Genomic DNA, 18,357 nt, shown 5'->3' with positions numbered 1-18,357 from the left:
TCATATATCATTCTCTCCCATATTTGATTTTTCCCCCATTCTGCGTTAGAATGGGGATAATGATTAATTATTCATTGGCTCTTTTTGTAAGAGCTCTTTTTTTATTTCTCTGGCATTTGAAATATCGGATATAATGATGTTGCTGTGTCAGGCGCGTTAGTAAGAGCTAAATTGAAATTTTTATCATTTATATATGTGTCTAAAGCATTCTGTATCCCATCCAATACCTCAACAGCCCTCTCTTCACTCCCATACTTTCCAACGCAAATACCTGATGTTATCATTTCACTTGGTAATTCACTGACAAAAATCCTATTATCACAAATCTCTATCATCTCAGCATCTATAAGCCTTTTCTTGTCTTGTGATCTAATCCACATATTCTATCCCTCCACAAATATTTTTACTTCTTCATCTGTCAGCACATCAATATCTTTAAAAGTTTCCCCAGATACCGGATCATAAAGTTCTCCATTGTTATCCAGTTCGCACTCTCTAAGTTTCTTTTCTGTAAGTGCATCCATGTTACTCACCTTCTTTTAAAAGCTCTGGGTTAGCATAAATGTTACCAATAACTTTATACTTATAGTTTGTAATATATCTGTATAAAGATTTCCACCATGTGTCACCCTTTATATTTCGTTTTAAACGCCATGAGCCCATATAAAAAGCAACAACGTAATTAATTATGCCATCTGTTACTATATCGCCCTCATAAATTTCTACACCATTTTTGTCTTTCAATCCTGTGTACTGCATTAATACGATATTTCCTCTTTCCGAAGAATAAGTTTCCTTGCAATCTATACTTAACACTGGTAACATTTGTTTTGTCCATTTATCCCAGCATCTGAATTCAATTTTTCTTTGCATCTACTCCAACCTCCTAATCCTTCTTAATATCCAACTGCTTGTACACACCTTCCAAGTACCTTGCTCTTTCTCTGTAGAATTCTATAAAATCAAAGCTTTCTTCTAAAAGTGCTTTTAGATTTTTGTTTTCCTTCTGCAGCTTCACAAACTTCTTATCTCTCATCTATTGGCCTCCTTCAAGCACTCATCATCACTTTTAAACTTCTCTTTGCTATAATAAACATCTGCTCCAGGCTTGTCTTTTTACCGAACTTAACCCTGTTTTCCCTTATGTCGTCTGTGGTAATTTGCATTATTTCTTTGAACTCTTGGTCAGTCACTTGAATATCGGAATCTTGAAATAATTGTTTTATCATGCTATTTCCACCTGCTTTCTTCTATAAATTCTTAAACGTACAGCATGTTCTGATATGCCATATACTTCTCCGATCTGCTTATATGTGTATCCTTCACTTTTGAGATTTTTCATATATTCAATATCATCTTGTGTGAATTTGGAATATTTCTTCTTCCTTCCTATTGAATCCCCATTCATCATTCTAAAAGCCTGTTCTACACCAACTGGACGTTGTGAAGCTATTAGAAGTGCATACCAATTTTCCTTCACTGTTCTTCCTCCTCTCCAAAACCCTTATTTAACTATACTTATCTGTGCATTGGCACCACGTATAGCAAGTCCAAATTCTTCATCTGGTGTCCAACTATCTATAAAGGCATATGCTTTATCCATATCTTTAACCGATGTGTCCTTATAACTACTAACCCCAAAACACCTCTTATACCCATTCCAGAACTTTGAAAATGCCCTACCTTTTAATTTTTCATAGGCATTAGTACCTTTACCACCTAAAACTTCAACTACTTTAGCTCTGCCATATCTATTCAATTTTTCCTGTTGTGCATGGTCTATTGTCATGTTATTTTCCATTTTCTGTATTCTGTTGTTATGATCTTCTAATTCATTGTCATGTTCTGTGGTTTTCTTAATCAGAAGATTAAACTGCTTGTTTATAAGTTCCAGTTCAGTATTATCCCTTGTGAATAATTTTCCATTTTGAAAATCTTCATCCAAGGTAACTAAGAAGTTTTTATACTTCATAGCCTTGTCACTATGACACTCTATTGCCAATCTCTTACTTAACCAACTTGATATATAAATAGAATTTCTATCATCTGCATTTTCTATTTCATCTAAAATGAAAACTATTTCCTCCTTTATATGGCGTTCCACATTGGTGGAATGAATAATTTTTAATTTTTCTGCAACTCCTTTATCTGTCCATCTAACAGTTTGGTTGCCACTTTTAGCTATTTTAGTTAATCCGCATACCCTAGCTGTACAAGCTAAATTTATCAGTGTAGTTCCTTTATCTGTCGTTACTTTTATTTCCTGTCCTTCAAACATCCTAATAGCTTTATTGTTCATACTTTTTCCTCCTTTACTTTCTTCCACAATATTTGCAGAACTAATGAATTTTTACTTATTCCTATTTCTTTTGCTTTATTAGAAAGTTCCAAATTTAGCTTCTCAGGCATCCTTATTGTGATTCTTTGTTTTGCCACCATTTAGCCGTCACCTCCTATAATTATATTATCATGCCGTCAATATGCCGTCAAGTATTTATTTTGTTTTTAAAATATGTTATAGTTATGGTGTCATATTGATGGCAAAGGAGGTATATACTTCATGGCTTCTCAATTGTCAAAGTTTACTCTAAGAATTCCAATTGAATTACTACAGAAGCTTCGTGTTATAGCAGAAAATCATGGTCGTTCTGTCAATAAAGAAATTGAAATGCTTATAAAAGAGCATATTGAAAAAAATAAGGATATCTAAATACATAGTCCTTGGCTAATTATTAAGAGAATGTATTCATTCACAGACATTCCTTTTCTATTAGCCTTTTTTCTCACTTGGTTTAATAATTCTGCCGGTATTGTTAATGTAAATTTCTTCACCACTTGTCGCTCTCTTCCTCCTCTCCCTCTCCATACCTAATACCACTCACAATCCTTAGTAATATGCAACCAGCTAACATCAACCAAAGTCACCTTCAAATACCCCTTCATTTTTTGCACTTTTACCGGTTTATGCTTCTCTGGATATTCCCATGCATCATAAAACTTTTTACAAAACCTTTTGAAAAGCTCCTTATCGTCATTATTTAGCTTGTTATATCCTTTTACCTCAGTGGCATCAAACATTTACTTTCCTCCTCCTACATGGTCGTTCCATATTCTTCAATTCCTCTGAATATTCATCTAGGGGTAGACTCCCTAAATTATCAGTGTAGTAATCAATATTTTCATGCGGGTAACACAACTCCTGTACAATAGCCTGAGCCAATTCCCTGCGTGTTACCTGTGCTCCTGCAAATACACCAATTTTAATTTTCCTTGAGTTGGTCATTTATATTGCAACCTCCTCCCTTATCCTTACTCCATTTTTAATGGCCATTTCCTTTACTATAGTTACATATATTTCTTTAAGCCTTGGCTCATTTTCCAGCACATCAAGTATGTTTAATTTTTCTATTTTACTTGGAGCCATGCCATTTTCTTTAGCTCTTTTCTTAAGATTTACGATCAATACATTGGGTCTGCATTTACCCCTTACTTTCAGAGCTTCATACACCTGATCCTTTGGAGCCTTATAATCTCCAAGTTCTCTTCCTATAGCATTTAAAATCCTATTACACTCTCGGCGCCACGCTGCTTGTGGATTCAATGTAATTACATTTCTTATATCCTGCACTTCTTCTTTTACTTCAATTGTTTGTTTCTTGGCTTCCTCAATCTGTAAGCGCATGTCCTTCATTTCTTGAAGTGACTGAATCAAAACATCTTCTATGCATGTTGGTTTACTTTCCTTAACCCTGAAATAAGTTTCTTCTAACTCCTCATATATATCCCATGCTTCGTCAGTATCTAAAATTTTTGCATGTCTCGCTGCTCCCCTGTCTGTCCATAAATATAAAATAGATACAAATTTTAGGCTTTCGTCATTTAGTACATACCCTTTAAATTCCTTTAATTCCTCACCTTCCAATTTAAAATAATGTTTACCTTCTACAAATCTTTCTGAATTTCTAGTGAAGTTTTTACTTATGTTTTGTTCATTTGTTCCATATTGTTCAGCCAAAACCTTAGTAGTCATAATTCTCTGATTCTTAAATTCCATGGGCATTATATTACTCAAGTCTTATCCCTCCTTTCTATTTATTTCAAGTTCTTCTTAGGCGTTATTGAAATTTTTGCTAACCATAGAGGTAAAAAGTCTATATCCATTGCAAGCGTTGGATTATTTAGGTCAAATACCCCTGCCCCAAATTTGACGCACCCTCTATTTAGAACTAAATCTGATTGAACATTCTTGACTTGTCTATCTTTTTGATCTTTAGTTAATCCAATACCTCTGCAAATATAACTAACTCCCGTATAAATCTTTCCTGTGTTTTTATCTTTAGCAGCCATTAAATTGTCTCCATGAAAATTTACTTGTTTTGTTATCAAGTTACTCAACTTCATCCCTCCTATTTTCAATTATCCTGTGGTAATTCCCGTCTTTTTTTAATCCAGTCAAAAGCCTCTCTGTGAACGTATATTTTTCTTTCATCTCTAGTACATGGAAAACCTTTGACATTACATAATTCCCTAACCCTCCTTGGCTTCATACCTGCCAATTCAGCAAATTCTATAACACCAAATAATTGTTTAGGTTCTGTCTGCCTACTTACCAAGTTTTTTATATCTTCAAGTTCTTTGAGAATAAGCTCATCCAACTCTTTCGCTCCTCTCTTTTACTCAGATTTTTGTTTAGAAAATTTAAATGTATAAATTGCTTCAAGTATATCGTCAACTTCTTTACAAATTCTTTTGAAGTCACGTGCTTCACCTTCTGACACTTTTCCATCAGAACCAATTTCCATAAGTAGATCTTCACGATCGATATAATCCTTAATTTCTGTGTGTAGCTTTAATATTGATGCTGGTAAATCTTTAATTTCTATATTTGGTAGATATCTCTGACCAACTTCAGCACTTGTCTTCAGATGTTGATATGCAAGATACTGTGTATTATAAATTTCTATCATCTTGATAACTATACGGTCCGGCGGTATTCTTCTTCCCCCCTCATAAGCCCTTAAGCTTTCAACACATATGTCCATTAGTTCTGATGCTTTTTCTTGGGTCAAGCCTGCACTTTCCCTCGCTATTTGGTAGATATTTCTGCACTCTTTGTCCATTCAAATCACTTCCTTTTACTGGTAGAATTAGATTATGGCATTAAATGATCTGTTTTTGATTATTTATACGACGTTTTGGCGTATTTTTATTTAAAAAAATATCTGGGAACAACGCTTCTAACGGTTGTTGATAATAATATGAAATTTTTGCTAAAAGTGGTGCGCTTGGTGTTCTCTGACCCAATTCTATTTTACTTAAATATTTTTGTGAAATACCTAATATTTTTGAAACATTTAATTGACTTTTATTCCCTCGTGCATCTATTAAATTTTGCCTTTTCATATAAGCAAGCCTCCCTTCGTTTGTACGCCTTTTTGGTGTTTCATTAATTTTATTATATACGCCTTTTAGGTGTATGTCAATATAAAATTACGCCTTTTTGTATATTTATTTTTACGCCATATAGTAGTAGTATATAAATTGATAGGAGGTGCAAAAATGAAGCGCTTATCACTATTAAGAAAAAAACATGATATGAGCCAATCTGAATTGGCTGAAAAACTTGGAGTAACTCAGCAAACCATAAGCAAATATGAAAATGGTAGCCGGGAACCAGATACTGAAACATTAAAATTGTTATCATCTATTTTTGATGTTTCAATAGATTATCTTCTAGGAAATACTAATATTAAGAATACAACCGACTCCGCCGATAAAATAGCTGAATCCATAAATGATGATCCGGAATTAGCGCAGTTTTGGGATTCACTAAAAGATAGAGAAGATTTAAAATTACTATTTAAGCAAACTAGAGATATGTCTCCTAATGATATTAAAAAAATTATTCGGATTATAAAAGCAATCGAAGATGAGGAAGACAGAAATGATGGATAAATATATATCCATACATATAAAATATATTGAGAGGGGGAATTAAGATGGAAGAAGATAAGGTATTTGATCTAATGACTAAAATGTATGCTGAAATGCAAAATGGATTTAAAGGTGTAAATGAAAAGATAGATTCTGTTGAAAGTAGATTAGGCTCAGTTGAAAGTAGAATGGATTCCGTTGAAGGTAGATTAAGCTCTGTAGAGGTAGGAGTTAAAAAGAATTCTGTAATGCTTGAAAAACGTGGTGGAGATATACAGTTATTGGTTGAGTGGCAAAAAAATTTATCCGAGCAAATGGATCGTAAATTTGCAGAAGTAAATGAAACAATAGAAAGGAACTACACTCTGCATGACAGAGCCATTAAAAATATTTCTAAAACGTCAACTAAAGGTGAAAAAGCTTACGATTTTATAAAAGATTTATCCAATAAAAATTTTGGAGACTAAATTGTGTAATGTTTGGGGGATGATATTATGGACATATTGGATAAGCCCTTGTTAAGATCACTTTTAAATAAAGATATTCCTTTCTATGAGGTGATGAATGCATTTAATATAAAGACCACTATAGCCTTTAATATTCCGGCAAGCATATTAGGTTTTGTTTACTTAAGCAGGCGGCAAAATTATCATCTCATACTAAACGGCAATATAAATTATGAAACTCAATGTCATGTCTTTTTACATGAAATAAAACATATCACTGAAGATATACCTAACATAGGATACATAATAGGATTGGACATGCAGTGTACATATATGGAGCTTTCTGCCGATAATGTAGCTAATAAATTATATAGCATTAAGTGACTTACTCAATTTTATAATTTTGAGTTTTTATTTTTACACTTTTGAGAAAATTTTGTAATTATGTGTAACATATGAGAAAGGATGAGGTTAAATGGAAATCAAAGAAAAAATACAAGCGCTATCAGATAGAGCCGAAACGCTGGTAAATCAAATAAAAACAGAGGAGGCAACTAAACAATCATTAATATTACCATTTTTCCAAATGTTAGGGTATGATGTATTTAACCCACTTGAATTTTGTCCTGAATTTGATGCTGATTATGGAGTAAAAAAAGGCGAAAAGGTTGATTATGCTATTCTTATAAATGGTACCCCTACAATTCTTATAGAAGCAAAAGAATGCAATGATAACCTCGATAAACATGGATCACAACTTTTTAGATATTACACTACATCATCAGCAAAATTTGGAGTATTGACAAATGGAATAAAATATAGATTTTTCACTGATTTAGATGAACCAAATAAAATGGATGAGAAACCGTTTTTTGAAATTGATTTATTTGATTTAAAAGATAGTTCTATTAAATACTTAGAAGGCTTTTCAAAAGATGAGTTGGATGTGGATGCAATTGTTAACTCAGCATCAGAATTAAAATATACAAGTCTTATAAAAGATTTTTTTAAAAAACAAATGGAAAAACCATCTGAAGATTTTGCTAATTATATATTAGGTGAAATTTACGAAGGCAGAAGAACTTCCTCCATCATAGAAAAATTTATTCCAATAGTTAAAAAATCGCTTAATCAATTTATAAATGAAACCATGAGCAATAAATTCAGAGAAACATTAAAAGGAACAGATTCAGAAGTTAATAATACATCAAAAGAAGAAATTGCTGTTACAGATGATATTGTTGAAGATAAACACGAAATTCTGACTACAGTTGAAGAACTTGAAGCATACGCAATAATAAAATCAATTCTTAGAAATACTATCGATTTATCACATATTACATATAAAGATACTGAATCATATTTTGGAGTCTTATTTGATGGTAATACAAGAAAGTGGATCTGCAGGTTATCTCTTAACGTAAAAAAAATACTGACATTACCTAATGAAGATAAAACTCATACAAAATACGAATTAAATTCTTTAGATGATTTATACTCATATTCAGATAGATTGATTGAAGTATTAAATAGATATATTGATTAAATAAAGACTAAATTTAGTATAAATCCACTAAACCCAGATTATACTAAATTATAGAAGGGAATGGTCTTATGAGTGATTTAGAAAATAATAATTTTGAATCTCCTTTTGAAAAAATTAAAAAAATCAGTAAAAAAGGCACTGAATATTGGTATGCCAGAGAACTGATGGTTGAACTTGAGTATCAAAGCTATAGAAATTTTTTACCAGTCATAAAGAAAGCTATTAAATCTTGTGAAAATAGCCATGAGAACGAATCAGACCATTTTGCGCAAGTACACAAAATGGTAGCAATCGGGAGCAATTCAAAGAGAAAGGTAGAGGATTATTGTTTAACTCGCTATGCCTGTTATTTAATAGTACAAAATTCTGATCCTAGCAAAAAATCAGTTGCATTAGGTCAAACTTATTTTGCAATACAAACTAGAAAACAAGAAATTACAGATAAACAAAGGGATGAAACAAGAAGATTAGCTCTGAGACATGAAGTTAAAAAGCATAATAAAAATTTAGCTACTGCCGCCAATAATGCAGGTGTGAAAACTAAAATTGAATATGCTATATTTCAAAATCATGGTTATAAAGGGCTTTATAATGAAATGGATTGTAAAGAAATAAAAAACTATAAAAAATTAAAAAAATCTGAACAATTATTAGATCACATGGGTAGTACAGAATTAGCTGCAAATCTATTTCGTGCAACACAAGCAGAAGAAAAATTAAAAAGAGAAAACATAATTAATAAAAATGATGCCAATAAAGCTCACTATCATGTTGGTAAAAAAGTTAGACAAACTATTGAAGATCTCGGAGGTACTATGCCTGAAGACTTGCCAGTAGAAGAAGATATAAGAAAGCTTGAACGCAAATATAAAGATATATCATCCATCAAAGAAAACGACGAACAGAATAAATTTCCAGAAAAATAATATAACTAGTTGTTAAAACATAATAATTCATATTAAAAAAATTAAATAGGAGCTAATACTCCTATATATTTTTTAATTTTAATCAGAACATCAGTTTGTAATAAGGAGGCACTTATGTAATGAAAAAGCGCAGACAAAATGGAGAAGGATCTATATACCAGAGAAAAGACGGCAGGTGGGCTGCATCTTTCACTGTGGGAATTAACCCTTTAACAGGAAAACCAAAAAGGAAAGTATTATATGCAATGTCTGAAAAAGAAATAATTAAAAAAGTAAGAAAGTTCACCAGAGACTTTGAAAGAATTGACTTTGCCAAAGAAGAATTGACGCTAAAGCAGTGGATTAACATTTGGTTAATTGAATATAAAAAGAATAGTTTAAAGCCAAGGTCATTCCAAAGATATTATGGAATCTATAAAAACTATATTGAAACATCAGCTATAGGAGATAGCAAACTTAAAGATTTAAAGGCAAGCCAGATACAAGAATTTATCAATTGCATTGATACTTCAGCAAATAATATAAAATATATAGTGAGATTAATCAAATCATCACTAACCGAAGCTCTTAACCAGGATTATATTGTTAAAAATCCATGCAATGCCGTTGTCCTCCCTCATATCAAGAAAATAAAAAAGAAGAAATTTTTAACTATAGATGAGCAAAATAAACTAACAAAATATTTATTAGAGCATATACACGAGGGCTATAATCTCATGATTTATTTTGATTTATCTACTGGATTAAGGGAGGGTGAACTTCTAGGTCTTGAATGGCATAAGATCAATTTTAAAGAAGATACGATATATGTTAATGAAACTTATAGCAAGCAAGCTATATATAACGAAAATAACGAAGTTACTGGTTATGTAAAAACTCTTGCAGATACCAAAAATGATGAAGTAAGATATGTACCAATTCCTAAAAAATTATTTAGTTTATTAAAATCTAAACACAAAGAATTTTTAAAAGAGAAAGTTAAAAATCCTAAAAAATATAAAAAAATGGACCTGGTATTTTGCAATAAGAATGGAGATTTTTTAAATGACAAGACTCCACTCAGAGCAGTAAAAAAAGTATATAAAAAATTAAATATATCCAGTGATTTGACCTTCCATAGTTTAAGACATACATATGCTACTAGACTTTACGAACAAAGTGGTGACTTAAATGTAATTCAAGCTCTACTTGGGCATATAGACATAGACACTACACGAAAAACTTATGTCCATGTATCTGAAGAACGAAAAAAAGAAGCAACCAGTTTACTGGATAACTTCCTTGATTGACTACATTTATTTTACTACAATTTTTACTACAGTTAGTACTACAATTATAGTAACTTTTAATAACTCTTAATGATACGTCATTTCTCTAAAGCCTTGATTTTACGCCATTCATAAAGCTTAATGCATTTTAATAAAACCTATGGCGGAGAAAGAGGGATTTGAACCCTCGCGCCGGTCACCCCGACCTACGCCCTTAGCAGGGGCGCCTCTTTGGCCACTTGAGTATTTCTCCATGCCCTACTTTTAAATATATTAATGGCGGAAAGAAAGGGATTCGAACCCTTGGTACGGTCACCCGTACGCCGGTTTTCAAGACCGGTGCCTTAAACCAACTCGACCATCTTTCCATAATACCAGCTTTTTACTAGTTTCTTATTCATAATATTTTCCTCAGTTCACCTTAACTACTATAACATGAAGTTTTTTAGCTGTCAATAGACTTTACAATAAAAATACTGAAAAAGTTTTATGTTATCAAGTAATTCTAAGGTTCAGATGAGATTTACTCATAATGAATGCCTTCCTCCATCTAAACCTTAGAATTACTTATTCACACATATAACAGTGCTTATCCCCCAATTTGAAGAAGCTGGGGATGTCAGCCAATTGCCGCATTCAGATAAATTGAATTTTTATCAACAATTATTTTATCATTTCTCTTCCACCCATATATGGTTTTAATACTTCAGGAATTAATACACTTCCATCATCTTGTTGATAATTTTCTAAAATGGCTGCCACAGTTCTCCCTATAGCTACTCCAGAACCATTTAATGTATGAATATATTTTGGTTTATCCTTTGGAGTTTCCTTATATTTAATATTAACTCGTCTTGCTTGAAAATCTTCGAAATTACTACAACTTGATATTTCTACATATCTATTATAACTTGGCATCCAAACCTCTATATCATACTTAAGTGTAGCTGTAAATCCAAGATCTCCCTTACATATCTTAACTACTCTATATGGAATTTTTAATCCCTTAAGTACATCTTCTGCGTCATTAGTTAATTTCTCAAGTTCATCATAAGATTGTTCAGGTTTTGTAAACTTAACAAGCTCAACCTTATTAAATTGATGTTGCCTTATAATCCCTCTAGTATCTCTTCCTGCTGAACCTGCTTCGGCTCTAAAACATGCACTATATGCAACATGTTTTATTGGAAGATCTTCTCCTTTTAATATTTCATTTCTATAAAAATTAGTTACTGGAACCTCTGCAGTTGGAATTAAAAAAAAATCATTATTTGCTACCCTAAAAGCATCTTCTTCAAACTTTGGAAGTTGTCCTGTACCAATCATACTGGTTCTATTTACCATATAAGGTGGTAATATCTCTTCATATCCGTGTTTTTCGGTGTGAAAATCTAAATAATAAGATACAACAGCTCTTTCAAGTCGTGCTCCTAACCCCCTATAAAAAGTAAACCTAGAGCCTGCTACTTTTCCTCCTCTTTCAAAGTCAAGTATATTAAGATTTGTACCTATATCCCAGTGAGCTTTAGGTTGAAATTCAAATTTAGTAGGTTCCATCCATCGTCTAATTTCTACATTATCCTCATCCAGTTTTCCTTCTGGAACTGCTGGATGAGGGATATTAGGTATTCTAAGCATTATGTACTCTATTTTATCATTTATTTCTGATAACTGAATATCATATTCTTTTATATCATCCGAAACTTGTTTCATTTCTAAAACTAAAGTATCTGCATTTCCACCAGTTCTTTTTATTTTAGCTATTTCCCCAGAATCTTGATTTCTTTTATTTTTTAAAGCTTCTACTTCAACTAAAATTTTTCTTCTTTTTTCATCTAAAGATACTACTTCATCAATAATTGATAGTTCAAAATCTTCTCCCCTATTTAAAAGTTGTTTTTTTATTTCTTCTGGATTATTTCTTATCCTTTTTAAATCTAACATAGTTAATCCTCCTTGGCTTATGCATAATTTCTATTTTTCTATTAAAAACAAATGGAGCCTTATACCTCTCAAGGACCAAAGACTCCGTGTTGACACTCCAATTAATAAATAATCAATTAATGATTATTCTTAAGATTATAACGATATAATACAATTTATTAATATTTCAAAGACAAATTAACAATATCATTATATCAACTTATACCAAAACACTGACTCCCCTAAATAATTATATAAAGCTAATACTCTATTTATCAGTTGACTTTATTTTTAGATTACATAAAATTAGTCTAATATTAATATATAACTACATATCCATCATTTATTATAACCAACATGTAGAAAATAATAAAGTAAAAACTAAAAATTTATTGCTTTCTTTTATCAATACTTTTGGTACAAATTATATCAACTCCAGTATTCAAAATATTCTTACAAATAATATCCCCTAGTTTTATAGGTGCTCCCACGTGTATTCTACTTAAAACCTTTGAACACTCTAACCATAAGCTCTTATTTAAAGGTCTGGAACTTTTCACTGGTACTACATTACAATCTGAACCTTTTATTCTAACAACAGTAGTAAATATATCACACTTACTATCAATATTTAATTTTGTGAGATTATCCTTTTTATTACATAAATGATTGTTAATTTTCAAGTTGTCGTTATATATATTTACATTAACATCAGACTTTTTACTGCACTCACCAAAAATTACTTCTTTAATCAATTTATAACTCCTCCCAATTACATCTCGTCAAATTCTTTTATTCTCCCTAATATAATATTAGAATTTTTAGAATCTTTAAGTATATCTGTCATATCTTTATTTATCTCCCTAGCTAAAATTGATGCAACCTTACAAAGACATTGAGATCCTTTACATTTCCCAAAGGTAGCACTTGTTCTTCGTTTTATTCCTTCTATAGTGCGAGCTCCAAGAGGTCTTCTTATGGAATCTATAATTTCGCCTTCTGTAACTTTTTTACAATAACATATCATTTTTCCATATTTCTTATTTAAATTTATTATATTTTGTCTATTTATATTTGAAAGATCTCTAAATTTATAAACTTCTCTTCTTTTATCTATAAAATCCTTTTTTAAAACACAGTTTAAATTGCTAACTATAGTTTCACATACTATATTTGTAATTGCCGGAGTCATAGTAACCTGACCATAATGCTTTCCGAATATCTTAATATAGCCCTTATCTATTAAACTATCATCTATAATTAAAAAATCATCATAACATGTAGACTCATAAAATGGTATAATATTTTTCTCTGATATATCTCTTATAAAATATTTAATTTTTTTTAATCCTTCTTCATTACTTATTTTTCTATTATTCTTTAAAACTATCAATATACCATTTTCTTTAGTAGGAATGGTATATATTTTATCATCATTTTCTCTAATAACAGATATGATATTTTTATATGCCTTAGTCGAATTTTCTTCCAACAGAAAATATTTTAAATACTTCTTTTTTTTATTAAGTTTATTTTCCCTATCTATACTATAACTTTCCCTTGGAGTTGTATTTACAACCATATTACAAGTAAATTTATTTTTATTGGTTATTACTCTAAATCCCTTAGATATGTTTTTTATATCTAAAACTTCCTCACCTAATTTAAAATTCACACCATTATCAAAAGCAATCTCACCATATGAAATTGCCAAATCATATGGTGAAATAACTGCTGTATTTTTAGAATAAATAGCTTTTTTTATATTTTTATTTAAACTTGGCTCTAGATTATATATATCTTTAGAATTATCCAATAAATATATATTTTCTATTCCCCTATTCAATGCTGTATCATACATCTTAACTAATTTTTCTTCATCTTTTTTACTATCTGCCAATAATAAACATCCTTTTTTTTTAAAGAATATATTAAACTTAGAGGCAAGTTCTGGCATAATTTTATTCCCCATAAGTTCTAGTTTAGCTAATAGGGTATCCTCACATTCCAGTCCATCATAAACTATAGAAGAATCTATTAAAGCTACATCATCTGCTATATCATAATCTTTTTCAATCAATGCTATATTTAAATTATATTTCGAAAGTTCATATGAAACTGCACATCCTACTATTCCACCGCCCAATATAAGTACATCATAATCCATATTAAATCTTCCCTTCAACAAAAACAAGATTATTTAATTTTACGTCTTTTATTTTTGTAACGAATCTATTATATCACCAAGTTTTTTAATATTTTCTCCATACTTTGACCAATCTCCATTTTTCTGAGCTTCCAATGCCTGTTCATACAAACTTTTTGCCTCTTTTAACTTTTCTGCATTAATATCAGAAGAAGGTGTTTCTATTTGAGATTCATTGGAATTTTCTTCTTCAGATTTTTGTTTATAACTGAATATCTGCTGCAGTGCATCATCTATACTTTCAGCTAATACCATTTTATCGCTATAAGATACTATAACTCTTTTCATCTCTGGTATGCCTTCTTTTCCACTAGCTCTTAAGTACATAGGCTCCACATAAACAAGAGATTGATTGATAGGAACTATTATGGTGTCACCAAATTGAACTTGAGAACCATCTTTATTCCAAAGAGATAACTGACTGGATATTGTAGTATCTTGATTTAGCTTTTGTTTAAATAAATAAGGACTATATACAGTTTTTTCTGCAGGAAATTTATAGAGAACCATCTTCCCGTAATTTTCCCCATCCATCCTAGCTCCAAATAACGCTACCATATTATCTTTATCTCTCATATTAAAATACTGCAATAATATCATTTCATCTTTCTGCTCATTTGGAAGTTTCATAACCATATATGAGGATTCCATTGAATATTTTTCCCCACTGACTTGCTTTTGATTTTTAGCTACTTCCCATAGATCTTCACCACTATAAAATACCCCAGGATCTGTTACATGATATTTCCCAAGTACACTGCATTGAATATTAAATAAATCTTTTGGATATTTAAAATGTTGAACTATATCCGATGGTAATTTATTTATATCTTTAAATAAATCTGGAAATATCTTGGCATAACTCTGTACTATAGGATCACTTTTATCCATTATATAGAAATTAACATTTCCATTTTCAGCATCTACAATAACTTTCACAGAATTTCTTATATAATTTAAATTATTTTGTGGTTGTGAAAAAGGATATCTATCTGAAACTGTATATCCATCTAATATCCAATAAAGTTTACCGCCACTCATAACTATATAAGGATCCGAATCATAATTTAAAAATGGTGCGATTTTACTTACTCTATCCTTTATACTCCTATTTATTAATATTTTACTTTCTTTTAATATGTCACGAGATAAAAGAAAGTTTATATCTTTTTGATTTATTGCAAATAATATTCTATTAATAAAACCTAATTTTATTCCCGCACTACCATCATAATTATTAGTTGCATTTTCACTGCCTTTTGGATAATCAAACTCCTTTAATTTGGTATCAACTATAGCATAATCATCAGTTTTTTCACCAAAATATATTCTTGCATTATTAAGCTTTATATCTGTAGAGTTTTGAGGCGGCATATCTTTTATGACAAAATTAGGCTGTCCTTCTGAAGTTACAGAATTAACTTTATTCATTACTATACCATAGCCATGGGTATATATAAGATGTCTATTTTGCCAGGTATTAGGATCTATAGCCTTAGTATCTATTTCTCTGGTACCTATAAATATCTGATTAAATTTTCCATTTATATTATATCTATCCACATCAATATTATTAAATTTATAATAATATCTTATTATTTGAACCTGATTGTAAAATTCTAAAGTAGGCTCAAAAGAATTTATCCTTATATTATTTATTGTATCCATATTGTTATCTATATCCTGTGAAGTTAAATTATCTTTAACTTGAAAAGGGTTAGAATCAATATTTTCAATATTAAATGCTTTACGTGTATAATCAATATTATATTTTATATAAGGTTGCTCCAATGTTTTTTGATTAGATTTTACAATAAAATTTTGAACTACAGCATAAGACAAACTTTTAATTAAAATTAAGGATACTATTACAGTTATGGATACTATTATAGGTTTAACTTTACTTACAAGTATACTTATAAATATAACTACAGCTGAAATAATTGATGCTGCTGCTATTATCTTATATAATAATAAACTTACATGAACGTCTGTATAACCTGCACCAAAAGTTACACCTTTTTGGCTATATACAAGTCCAATACATTTTAAAATATATCCTATTGATACACAAATCATTATAAGTGCAGCTAAAACTGCTAATTGTTTTCCTGCAAACCTGGTTATTCCACTATTTAGAATATCTATTTTATCAAAGCCTTTTTTAAAATTTCTTGACATTACTTTGTCTTTAACGCTTAATATAAAATAAGTAAAAAGAGTTATTAATCCTAAGAGAACTATTAAACTTAAAATCATACTATGTAATGATTGTATAAGCGGTAATTTAAATATATAAAAGGATACATCTAAATTTAAAATTGGATCCTTAACATTAAAAGGAACTGAATTATTAAACTGTAAAATTCTATACCAATAAGTTGCTGCAAATGCATAAGAAAATAAAAACGATACAATTAAGTTTACAATAATAAATATTCTTTTTTCATTTTTAACTTTATTATTATTTACTTCGAAAACCTTTCTATACTTTATAATACTTAATCTTAAACTTCTCCAATAAAGTGCTATGCCTATAAAAATTATTATAAATAAAGGTATCATAAGCTTACACATAGCTATAAGCTTTGTAAAGTAAACTGTTAAATATCCCACTTCTTTATACCATTCTATATTGATTATAAAATTTACAATTTTATTTAAAAATAAAATACATACAAATAAAATTACTATTAGACTGCTCCATACTATTTTCTTTTTCATAAACATCACCTCTTTTATAAACATAATCAACATAATTTAATCATAGATTATATAATTTTTATCTTTTAATTCACCTTTTATATTTTCAAGTATATCATAATTTTCTGCCACTATAGTGTGCAGATGAACTCCCCCTGTTAATACAAGCAAAGGTTCAGCCTTATGTTCCCTTACCTTATTCATAAAATTTTCTACATCATATAGGGTTTTTATCATAAGCATAGCTTTTATTTCTCCATAAATAGAATGTTCTACTATTACATCTTGAACTTTGCCACCAAACTTAACTATAGTTTTAAGTTCATCTTCTATTTCAGTAGTTTTGTGAGAAACTGCTATTACCTGTTTTATTAGATTCTTTTCAGATTTTGGAATTAGATATCCTTCTGGAGTTGCTATTATATCTTTACCTTCAGCCCTTAAAATAGCTATATCCTTAACTATTATCTGTCTAGTCACACCTAACTTTTCGGATAAAATATGGCCTTTTTGAGGCGTATCACTTTTCTCAAGAATTTCTCTAATATATATTCTTCTTTTCTTTGAATCCATTATAACCTCCAATACTATAATTTTAAAATATAAATAATAATGTTATTTATATTTTAACATTATACAATGAAAACTTAAATACTTTTCCATATATAAACAATTCATTTGATTATATCAAGTAATTCTTAGGTTCAGGAGAGGTCTGTTTATAATAATTTAATTTTTTTTATCATAAAACCTAAGTACAGTCAGTTCTAAATTATCATGTATTTCAAAATTATGATGATGTTCTATTAGATAAAGTAATTGTTCATCACATTTTATCCTCTCTAATAATTCTCTTCCAATTCTACCATGATTATAATACACATTTATTTTTTTATTTTTAAAGAACTTTTTTATTTTGCCTTTAGATATGCTATTCAATAATACAATTACAGATTTATCCATTAAATTTAATTTCTTATATATTTTACCTATGTCATGAAGAAGTGCTGCCTTTAGTAATAAATCTATATTAATTTTATTATTTTCTTTACAAAAAAATTTTATATCATATGCTACCTTTATAGAATGTTTCTGTTCTTGTATGGATAATTTATTAAATAATTTTAATTCCTGCATATTTAAAATATTTTTTACAAATTTAATATCATTTTCATTTACTTTAGACGTAATAGCCCAATAGAATTGTTTTATCCTATAAAATATATGTATTCATCTCCCTTTCAAATGCAGAGTAACTGGTATATAAAATCGACTAAAATTAAGATATAAAGAAAAGAACTACATAATAAATGTAGTTCTTTTATGGTGGACCTTCAGGGACTCGAACCCCGGACCAACCGGTTATGAGCCGGTTGCTCTAACCAACTGAGCTAAAGATCCTTAT

At 29.8% G+C, this 18,357-nt stretch carries 29 protein-coding genes and 3 tRNA genes; 7 read left to right on the top strand and 25 right to left on the bottom strand.

What is annotated here, in order from left to right; translation table 11 throughout:
- Nucleotides 1–101: 101 nt before the first annotated feature.
- The 8 genes from AB3K27_RS00210 to AB3K27_RS00175 are packed head-to-tail and all read right to left on the bottom strand — an operon-like array spanning nucleotide 102 to nucleotide 2,439.
- Nucleotides 102–380 carry a hypothetical protein gene (locus AB3K27_RS00210; RefSeq protein WP_368489290.1) on the bottom strand — a complete coding sequence of 93 codons (279 nt, stop codon included), beginning with the start codon at nucleotides 378–380 and terminating at the stop codon, nucleotides 102–104.
- A 3-nt stretch (nucleotides 381–383) separates the two neighbouring features.
- Complete coding sequence (locus AB3K27_RS00205; RefSeq protein ID WP_368489289.1) at nucleotides 384–524, bottom strand: hypothetical protein; 141 nt, start codon at nucleotides 522–524, stop codon at nucleotides 384–386.
- Nucleotide 525: 1 nt separating this feature from the next.
- A complete protein-coding gene (locus tag AB3K27_RS00200; protein WP_368489288.1) occupies nucleotides 526–873 on the bottom strand; it encodes a YopX family protein in 348 nt (115 codons plus the stop codon).
- Between the two features lie 13 nt (nucleotides 874–886).
- Nucleotides 887–1,036, bottom strand: a complete 150-nt coding sequence (locus AB3K27_RS00195; RefSeq protein WP_368489287.1) for a hypothetical protein — start codon at nucleotides 1,034–1,036, stop codon at nucleotides 887–889.
- 13 nt (nucleotides 1,037–1,049) lie between these two features.
- Nucleotides 1,050–1,229 (bottom strand): hypothetical protein, encoded by a 180-nt coding sequence (locus AB3K27_RS00190; RefSeq protein ID WP_368489286.1) that lies wholly within the window; start codon nucleotides 1,227–1,229, stop codon nucleotides 1,050–1,052.
- Nucleotides 1,226–1,480 carry a hypothetical protein gene (locus AB3K27_RS00185; RefSeq protein WP_368489285.1) on the bottom strand — a complete coding sequence of 85 codons (255 nt, stop codon included), beginning with the start codon at nucleotides 1,478–1,480 and terminating at the stop codon, nucleotides 1,226–1,228. The genes AB3K27_RS00190 and AB3K27_RS00185 overlap by 4 nt, the downstream gene beginning before the upstream one ends.
- 24 nt (nucleotides 1,481–1,504) lie before the next feature.
- Nucleotides 1,505–2,299, bottom strand: a complete 795-nt coding sequence (locus tag AB3K27_RS00180; protein WP_368489284.1) for an ORF6C domain-containing protein — start codon at nucleotides 2,297–2,299, stop codon at nucleotides 1,505–1,507.
- A complete protein-coding gene (locus AB3K27_RS00175) occupies nucleotides 2,296–2,439 on the bottom strand; it encodes a toxin-antitoxin system HicB family antitoxin (protein ID WP_368489283.1) in 144 nt (47 codons plus the stop codon). The genes AB3K27_RS00180 and AB3K27_RS00175 overlap by 4 nt, the downstream gene beginning before the upstream one ends.
- A gap of 121 nt (nucleotides 2,440–2,560) precedes the next feature.
- On the opposite strand from AB3K27_RS00175, the gene AB3K27_RS00170 reads away from it, so the two are divergent.
- Entirely contained in the window at nucleotides 2,561–2,710 is a 150-nt protein-coding gene (locus AB3K27_RS00170; protein WP_368489282.1) for an Arc family DNA-binding protein, read from the top strand.
- On the opposite strand, the gene AB3K27_RS00165 is transcribed toward AB3K27_RS00170, so the two are convergent.
- The 8 genes from AB3K27_RS00165 to AB3K27_RS00130 form a co-directional block, all read right to left on the bottom strand.
- Nucleotides 2,707–2,787, bottom strand: coding sequence for a hypothetical protein (locus tag AB3K27_RS00165; RefSeq protein WP_368491131.1), 81 nt, complete (start codon nucleotides 2,785–2,787; stop codon nucleotides 2,707–2,709). The two genes, AB3K27_RS00170 and AB3K27_RS00165, sit on opposite strands and share 4 nt — an antisense overlap.
- Nucleotides 2,788–2,868: 81 nt before the next feature.
- Nucleotides 2,869–3,078 carry a hypothetical protein gene (locus AB3K27_RS00160; protein ID WP_368489281.1) on the bottom strand — a complete coding sequence of 70 codons (210 nt, stop codon included), beginning with the start codon at nucleotides 3,076–3,078 and terminating at the stop codon, nucleotides 2,869–2,871.
- Nucleotides 3,071–3,283, bottom strand: coding sequence for a hypothetical protein (locus AB3K27_RS00155; protein ID WP_368489280.1), 213 nt, complete (start codon nucleotides 3,281–3,283; stop codon nucleotides 3,071–3,073). Before AB3K27_RS00155 ends, AB3K27_RS00160 begins: the two co-directional genes overlap by 8 nt.
- Nucleotides 3,284–4,072 (bottom strand): ORF6N domain-containing protein, encoded by a 789-nt coding sequence (locus AB3K27_RS00150; protein ID WP_368489279.1) that lies wholly within the window; start codon nucleotides 4,070–4,072, stop codon nucleotides 3,284–3,286.
- Between the two features lie 20 nt (nucleotides 4,073–4,092).
- Entirely contained in the window at nucleotides 4,093–4,395 is a 303-nt protein-coding gene (locus tag AB3K27_RS00145) for a phage antirepressor N-terminal domain-containing protein (protein ID WP_368489278.1), read from the bottom strand.
- A gap of 17 nt (nucleotides 4,396–4,412) precedes the next feature.
- Nucleotides 4,413–4,655, bottom strand: coding sequence for a hypothetical protein (locus AB3K27_RS00140; RefSeq protein ID WP_368489277.1), 243 nt, complete (start codon nucleotides 4,653–4,655; stop codon nucleotides 4,413–4,415).
- A gap of 18 nt (nucleotides 4,656–4,673) precedes the next feature.
- Nucleotides 4,674–5,120: a helix-turn-helix domain-containing protein gene (locus AB3K27_RS00135; RefSeq protein ID WP_368489276.1), complete on the bottom strand. Its 447-nt coding sequence runs from the start codon at nucleotides 5,118–5,120 to the stop codon at nucleotides 4,674–4,676.
- Nucleotides 5,121–5,160: 40 nt separating this feature from the next.
- On the bottom strand, nucleotides 5,161–5,403 hold the full coding sequence (locus AB3K27_RS00130) for a helix-turn-helix transcriptional regulator (protein ID WP_368489275.1): 243 nt from the start codon (nucleotides 5,401–5,403) through the stop codon (nucleotides 5,161–5,163).
- Nucleotides 5,404–5,559: 156 nt separating this feature from the next.
- Between AB3K27_RS00130 and AB3K27_RS00125 the strand changes: the two genes are divergently transcribed.
- The 6 genes from AB3K27_RS00125 (at nucleotide 5,560) to AB3K27_RS00100 (ending at nucleotide 10,141) form a co-directional block, all read left to right on the top strand.
- Nucleotides 5,560–5,955 carry a helix-turn-helix domain-containing protein gene (locus AB3K27_RS00125; protein WP_368489274.1) on the top strand — a complete coding sequence of 132 codons (396 nt, stop codon included), beginning with the start codon at nucleotides 5,560–5,562 and terminating at the stop codon, nucleotides 5,953–5,955.
- A gap of 44 nt (nucleotides 5,956–5,999) precedes the next feature.
- Complete coding sequence (locus AB3K27_RS00120) at nucleotides 6,000–6,401, top strand: hypothetical protein (protein ID WP_368489273.1); 402 nt, start codon at nucleotides 6,000–6,002, stop codon at nucleotides 6,399–6,401.
- Nucleotides 6,402–6,428: 27 nt separating this feature from the next.
- On the top strand, nucleotides 6,429–6,764 hold the full coding sequence (locus tag AB3K27_RS00115) for a hypothetical protein (protein ID WP_368489272.1): 336 nt from the start codon (nucleotides 6,429–6,431) through the stop codon (nucleotides 6,762–6,764).
- 91 nt (nucleotides 6,765–6,855) lie between these two features.
- Nucleotides 6,856–7,926: a type I restriction endonuclease gene (locus AB3K27_RS00110; protein ID WP_368489271.1), complete on the top strand. Its 1,071-nt coding sequence runs from the start codon at nucleotides 6,856–6,858 to the stop codon at nucleotides 7,924–7,926.
- Between the two features lie 68 nt (nucleotides 7,927–7,994).
- Nucleotides 7,995–8,852, top strand: a complete 858-nt coding sequence (gene dinD / locus AB3K27_RS00105; RefSeq protein WP_368489270.1) for a DNA damage-inducible protein D — start codon at nucleotides 7,995–7,997, stop codon at nucleotides 8,850–8,852.
- A 119-nt stretch (nucleotides 8,853–8,971) separates the two neighbouring features.
- Nucleotides 8,972–10,141, top strand: a complete 1,170-nt coding sequence (locus AB3K27_RS00100; RefSeq protein ID WP_368489269.1) for a tyrosine-type recombinase/integrase — start codon at nucleotides 8,972–8,974, stop codon at nucleotides 10,139–10,141.
- A gap of 140 nt (nucleotides 10,142–10,281) precedes the next feature.
- On the opposite strand, the gene AB3K27_RS00095 is transcribed toward AB3K27_RS00100, so the two are convergent.
- From AB3K27_RS00095 to AB3K27_RS00055, 9 genes are all read right to left on the bottom strand, one after another.
- Nucleotides 10,282–10,373 (bottom strand) — tRNA-Ser (locus AB3K27_RS00095).
- Between the two features lie 24 nt (nucleotides 10,374–10,397).
- A tRNA-Ser gene (locus AB3K27_RS00090) sits at nucleotides 10,398–10,488 on the bottom strand.
- Between the two features lie 295 nt (nucleotides 10,489–10,783).
- Entirely contained in the window at nucleotides 10,784–12,064 is a 1,281-nt protein-coding gene (serS, locus tag AB3K27_RS00085) for a serine--tRNA ligase (protein WP_368489268.1), read from the bottom strand.
- A gap of 368 nt (nucleotides 12,065–12,432) precedes the next feature.
- Nucleotides 12,433–12,798 (bottom strand): DUF1667 domain-containing protein, encoded by a 366-nt coding sequence (locus AB3K27_RS00080; RefSeq protein ID WP_368489267.1) that lies wholly within the window; start codon nucleotides 12,796–12,798, stop codon nucleotides 12,433–12,435.
- Between the two features lie 17 nt (nucleotides 12,799–12,815).
- The gene (locus AB3K27_RS00075; protein ID WP_368489266.1) at nucleotides 12,816–14,210 is read right to left on the bottom strand and encodes an NAD(P)/FAD-dependent oxidoreductase; all 1,395 of its coding nucleotides are present in this window, start codon (nucleotides 14,208–14,210) and stop codon (nucleotides 12,816–12,818) included.
- Nucleotides 14,211–14,258: 48 nt separating this feature from the next.
- Complete coding sequence (locus tag AB3K27_RS00070) at nucleotides 14,259–16,973, bottom strand: UPF0182 family protein (protein WP_368489265.1); 2,715 nt, start codon at nucleotides 16,971–16,973, stop codon at nucleotides 14,259–14,261.
- Nucleotides 16,974–17,009: 36 nt separating this feature from the next.
- Nucleotides 17,010–17,525: a transcription repressor NadR gene (locus AB3K27_RS00065; protein WP_368489264.1), complete on the bottom strand. Its 516-nt coding sequence runs from the start codon at nucleotides 17,523–17,525 to the stop codon at nucleotides 17,010–17,012.
- Between the two features lie 156 nt (nucleotides 17,526–17,681).
- Nucleotides 17,682–18,089, bottom strand: coding sequence for an HD domain-containing protein (locus AB3K27_RS00060; RefSeq protein WP_368489263.1), 408 nt, complete (start codon nucleotides 18,087–18,089; stop codon nucleotides 17,682–17,684).
- Between the two features lie 187 nt (nucleotides 18,090–18,276).
- A tRNA-Ile gene (locus AB3K27_RS00055) sits at nucleotides 18,277–18,353 on the bottom strand.
- Nucleotides 18,354–18,357 lie beyond the last annotated feature (4 nt).

Origin of the sequence: Clostridium sp. BJN0013 (assembly GCF_040939125.1) — a bacterium.
Taxonomy (GTDB): domain Bacteria; phylum Bacillota; class Clostridia; order Clostridiales; family Clostridiaceae; genus Clostridium_B.
Note: the sequence above shows the minus strand (reverse complement) of the source record. Positions and strands in the feature narration are given on the sequence as shown.

Coding starts and splice junctions, on each gene's coding strand:
- AB3K27_RS00170 (WP_368489282.1), top strand. CDS start 2,561: ATGGCTTCTCAATTGTCAAAGTTTACTCTAAGAATTCCAATTGAATTA.
- AB3K27_RS00060 (WP_368489263.1), bottom strand. CDS start 18,089: ATGCAGGAATTAAAATTATTTAATAAATTATCCATACAAGAACAGAAA.
- AB3K27_RS00115 (WP_368489272.1), top strand. CDS start 6,429: ATGGACATATTGGATAAGCCCTTGTTAAGATCACTTTTAAATAAAGAT.
- AB3K27_RS00120 (WP_368489273.1), top strand. CDS start 6,000: ATGGAAGAAGATAAGGTATTTGATCTAATGACTAAAATGTATGCTGAA.
- AB3K27_RS00210 (WP_368489290.1), bottom strand. CDS start 380: ATGTGGATTAGATCACAAGACAAGAAAAGGCTTATAGATGCTGAGATG.
- AB3K27_RS00190 (WP_368489286.1), bottom strand. CDS start 1,229: ATGATAAAACAATTATTTCAAGATTCCGATATTCAAGTGACTGACCAA.
- AB3K27_RS00110 (WP_368489271.1), top strand. CDS start 6,856: ATGGAAATCAAAGAAAAAATACAAGCGCTATCAGATAGAGCCGAAACG.
- serS (WP_368489268.1), bottom strand. CDS start 12,064: ATGTTAGATTTAAAAAGGATAAGAAATAATCCAGAAGAAATAAAAAAA.
- AB3K27_RS00155 (WP_368489280.1), bottom strand. CDS start 3,283: ATGACCAACTCAAGGAAAATTAAAATTGGTGTATTTGCAGGAGCACAG.
- AB3K27_RS00130 (WP_368489275.1), bottom strand. CDS start 5,403: ATGAAAAGGCAAAATTTAATAGATGCACGAGGGAATAAAAGTCAATTA.
- AB3K27_RS00135 (WP_368489276.1), bottom strand. CDS start 5,120: ATGGACAAAGAGTGCAGAAATATCTACCAAATAGCGAGGGAAAGTGCA.
- dinD (WP_368489270.1), top strand. CDS start 7,995: ATGAGTGATTTAGAAAATAATAATTTTGAATCTCCTTTTGAAAAAATT.
- AB3K27_RS00075 (WP_368489266.1), bottom strand. CDS start 14,210: ATGGATTATGATGTACTTATATTGGGCGGTGGAATAGTAGGATGTGCA.
- AB3K27_RS00195 (WP_368489287.1), bottom strand. CDS start 1,036: ATGAGAGATAAGAAGTTTGTGAAGCTGCAGAAGGAAAACAAAAATCTA.
- AB3K27_RS00160 (WP_368489281.1), bottom strand. CDS start 3,078: ATGTTTGATGCCACTGAGGTAAAAGGATATAACAAGCTAAATAATGAC.
- AB3K27_RS00100 (WP_368489269.1), top strand. CDS start 8,972: ATGAAAAAGCGCAGACAAAATGGAGAAGGATCTATATACCAGAGAAAA.
- AB3K27_RS00125 (WP_368489274.1), top strand. CDS start 5,560: ATGAAGCGCTTATCACTATTAAGAAAAAAACATGATATGAGCCAATCT.
- AB3K27_RS00175 (WP_368489283.1), bottom strand. CDS start 2,439: ATGGTGGCAAAACAAAGAATCACAATAAGGATGCCTGAGAAGCTAAAT.
- AB3K27_RS00065 (WP_368489264.1), bottom strand. CDS start 17,525: ATGGATTCAAAGAAAAGAAGAATATATATTAGAGAAATTCTTGAGAAA.
- AB3K27_RS00205 (WP_368489289.1), bottom strand. CDS start 524: ATGGATGCACTTACAGAAAAGAAACTTAGAGAGTGCGAACTGGATAAC.
- AB3K27_RS00180 (WP_368489284.1), bottom strand. CDS start 2,299: ATGAACAATAAAGCTATTAGGATGTTTGAAGGACAGGAAATAAAAGTA.
- AB3K27_RS00070 (WP_368489265.1), bottom strand. CDS start 16,973: ATGAAAAAGAAAATAGTATGGAGCAGTCTAATAGTAATTTTATTTGTA.
- AB3K27_RS00200 (WP_368489288.1), bottom strand. CDS start 873: ATGCAAAGAAAAATTGAATTCAGATGCTGGGATAAATGGACAAAACAA.